Below are 3,635 nucleotides of genomic sequence, written 5' to 3' on the forward strand. Positions count from 1 at the left end.
CCAGTGACAATATAATAAAGATTCGAGACATATATTTTGAGTGGAAAGAGATTGAAGGATTTTCAAAGATTATAACTTTAGAAGAGGCAAAATTAAACGATTATAATCTCAGCCCTTCTCGCTACATTGCAATTAACGAAGAGCAGGAAATAATGCCTATTGAGGATATTTTAGTTGAGCTTGATAAGGTTGAAGAAGAAAGAAACGCAATTGATAAGGAGTTAAAGGAGATATTAAACAAAATGGGGTTTGAGGTATGAGTGTGGAAAATAACTTCAAACAAACGGAGATAGGATTAATTCCTGAGGATTGGGAAGTTGTGAAGTTGGGGGATGTGGTTGAAGTAAAAGCAGGACAATCTGCTCCTCAAGGAGAAAAGTATTTCCAAAATGGAAAATATCCCTTTATAAGAGTTCAACACATTGATAACAGCGATTATAAAATCATAGGTTGGGATTTGATAAATGATATAGCTGTGAAAGATTACTGCTTAAAATTATTTCCAAAAGACACTATTGTATTTCCTAAAAGTGGTGCTACAGTTTATTTAGAAAAAAGGGCTATGTTGCCTTTCAATGCTTATATTGTAAGTCATTTATGTGCGATTAATTCAAAAAGTGAAAATTTGCTTCAAAAATTTTTATTTTATTTCTTCGTAAATCAGAAATTAGCCAATAAGAAGGCAGAAGGTTATCCTACTTTGAATTTGAGCGAAATAAAAGGAATGTTAATCCCCCTTCCACCATTAGAAGAGCAACGCAAAATTGCTAAAGTTCTTGACAAAATCCAGCAGGCTATTGAAGTTCAAGACAAAATTATCCAGCAGGTAAAAAACCTTAAAAAATCTCTAATGCAAAAACTTTTTACGGAAGGGCTTTATGGTGAAGAGCAGAAAGAAACAGAAATTGGATTGATTCCGAAGAGTTGGGAAGTTGTGAGGTTGGGGGAGGTATTCAATATTTTTGCTGGAGGAGATATTTCAAAATTAAACTGGTCTCCAGAAAAAAATGATAAATTTATTTACCCAATATATTCAAATTCTTTAGAAAATGATGGATTATATGGATTTGCTGATACTTTTAAATTTCAAAATGCAATCACAGTTACAGGAAGAGGGAATGTGGGGTATGCAGTACCGCGTTACGAAAAATTTAATGCGATTATCAGATTACTTGTTTTAGTCCCGAAGGTTACACTAAACATAAAATTTGTTGCAGAGTTTATAAACAAATTTATAAAGGTAAACTTTGAGGGTTCAAGTATCCCTCAATTAACTCGACCTAAGATTGCTACTTTTTTAACCCCCCTTCCCCCATTAGAGGAACAAAATCAAATAGCACACATTTTAAGCACCATAGACAAAAAGATAGAAGTTGAACAAAAAAGAAAAGAAATTTTAAAAGAATTATTTAAAACTATGCTTCATAAATTGATGAGTGGAGAAATAAGGCTTAAAGATGTTGAAATATGAAAAAGAGAAAGCTAATAAAGAAACTTTTTGATATCTTTATTATACGCAAGAAGATTATGAAAAATGAAAGAAATTATTTAAATTAATGGGGTTTGAAACATGAGACCTATAACAGAAAAAAGAGATGTTCAGGATAGAGTAATAGAATATCTTAAAGGTATTGGGTGGGAGTATATTCCACCCGCTGACCTTCTACGAAAAAGAGGAAATCTTAAAGAGCCATTCATATCTGATATTCTCGCAGAGAAGCTAAAAGAACTTAATCCCGGAATAATAACAGATGAAAATGTCGGAGATGTCATAAGGAGATTAAAGCTTATCCCTGCAACATTAAAAGGAAATGAAGAATTTTTAGAATATCTAAGAGGTAAAAAAACTGTCTATGTAGAAAAAGAGAAAAGAGAGAGAAATATAAGGCTTATTGATTTTGAAAACATAGAAAATAATCATTTTGCATTTACGAAAGAGTTTTCATTTGAAGACAGGGAGAAAAGAAGGCTTGACATTGTTCTTTTTATAAACGGAATTCCTATATGTGATTTCGAATTAAAAGGTCCTACAGTATTGGAAGCAGAAGAAGAAGCTCTTGATCAAATTAAAATATACAACGATGTCTTACCTGAACTATTTAAATACCTTCAATTTTATGCGGTTTCGGAGGGAATACGGCTTTTTTATGGTCCCACCTGGAAATATGAAAGTAAAACATTTTATAGGTGGAAGGTTGAAAATGAATTTGACTTTGAAAAAGCTATAAAAACATTTTTCGATAAGAATGAAGTAATTAAAACCTTAAGTTCAAAAATAGTATTTATGAAGACTGAAGATGATCTACAAAAATACATGTTAAAACATCATCAAACAAGAGCAATTGAAAAGATAATAAAAAGAATCTTGAAAGAAAAAGGAAAAAATAAAGGATTGATTTGGCACACACAGGGATCACATAAAACTCTTACAATGATTGTTTGCGCAGATGAACTTAGAAAAAAACCTGAGCTTAATAACCCAACAATTATCGTAGTTGTTGACAGGCTTGAACTTGAACATCAAATATATCAAAACTTCCAAGCCTATGGTTTTCCAAATATAAGAAGAGCTGAAAGCAAAAATCACTTAAAAGAACTGCTGGAGAAAGATTATAGAGGCCTTATTATTACAACAATACATAAGTTCGAAGGAATGCCAAAGAATATAAACACGAGAGAAAATATTATTGTGCTTATAGATGAAGCACATAGAAGTCAAGAAGGTAATCTTGGTAATTACATGCGGGGAAGCCTGCCAAATGCTTATTACTTTGGATTCACAGGCACACCTATAGACAAAACAGAAGTTGGCAAAGGAACATTTAAATCTTTTGGTTATGAAGATGAACCATATCTTGACAAATACACAATAGACGAATCAATAGCAGATGGGACTACAGTCCCGTTATACTACACCCTTGCGAAGGCAGAACTACATGTTGATAAAAATATCCTTGAGGAAGAATTTTTCAAAGTTGTTGAAGAAGAAGGAATTACAGACATTGAAGGAATAAACAAAGTTATAGAAAGAGCAGAAAAACTAAAGGCGGTTTTAAAGGCAAAGGATAGAATCGAAAAAATTGCACAACACATAGCAGAACACTTTAAAAAATTTGTTAAGCCTTTAGGTTTTAAAGCCATTATTGTTGCAGTTGATAGAGAAGCATGTGCTCTTTATAAGGAAGCTCTTGATAAATACCTACCACCAGAATACTCAAAAGTTGTGTATACATCAAATTATAAAGACAACGAACTGCTAAAAAAATATCATATATCTGAAGAAGAAGAAAAAATAATAAGAAAAGAGTTCAAGTCTCCTGACAAATCTCCAGAGATTTTGATCGTTACAGAAAAACTCTTAACAGGCTACGATGCTCCAATACTTTATACTATGTATCTCGACAAACCATTAAAAGACCATACCTTACTCCAAGCCATCGCAAGGGTAAATAGAGCTTATCCTAAAAAAACTTGTGGCTTAATCATTGATTACATAGGAATTTTTGAAAACTTACAGAGAGCTTTAGCTTTCCAATCAGAAGATATAGAAGCGGGACTTATAGATTTTGAAAAACTAAAAGAAAGATTTAAAGAACTGATGAATGAAGTTGACATTATATTAAAAAAGATTGACT

The 3,635-nt window shown here is 32.0% G+C and carries 3 protein-coding genes; all 3 read left to right on the plus strand.

What is annotated here, in order from left to right; translation table 11 throughout:
* A partial coding sequence (locus tag ACP5SP_RS07575; protein ID WP_428076433.1) for an N-6 DNA methylase occupies window positions 1–260 on the plus strand: 260 nt, incomplete at its 5' end.
* Window positions 257–1,471, plus strand: a complete 1,215-nt coding sequence (locus ACP5SP_RS07580) for a restriction endonuclease subunit S (protein WP_428076435.1) — start codon at window positions 257–259, stop codon at window positions 1,469–1,471. The genes ACP5SP_RS07575 and ACP5SP_RS07580, both read left to right, overlap by 4 nt.
* A gap of 99 nt (window positions 1,472–1,570) precedes the next feature.
* Window positions 1,571–3,635 (plus strand): type I restriction endonuclease subunit R (locus tag ACP5SP_RS07585; RefSeq protein ID WP_428076437.1); only part of this gene is annotated, 2,065 nt, incomplete at its 3' end.

The organism is Caldisericum sp. (genome assembly GCF_049967455.1).
GTDB classification, from domain to species: Bacteria; Caldisericota; Caldisericia; order Caldisericales; family Caldisericaceae; genus Caldisericum; species Caldisericum exile_A.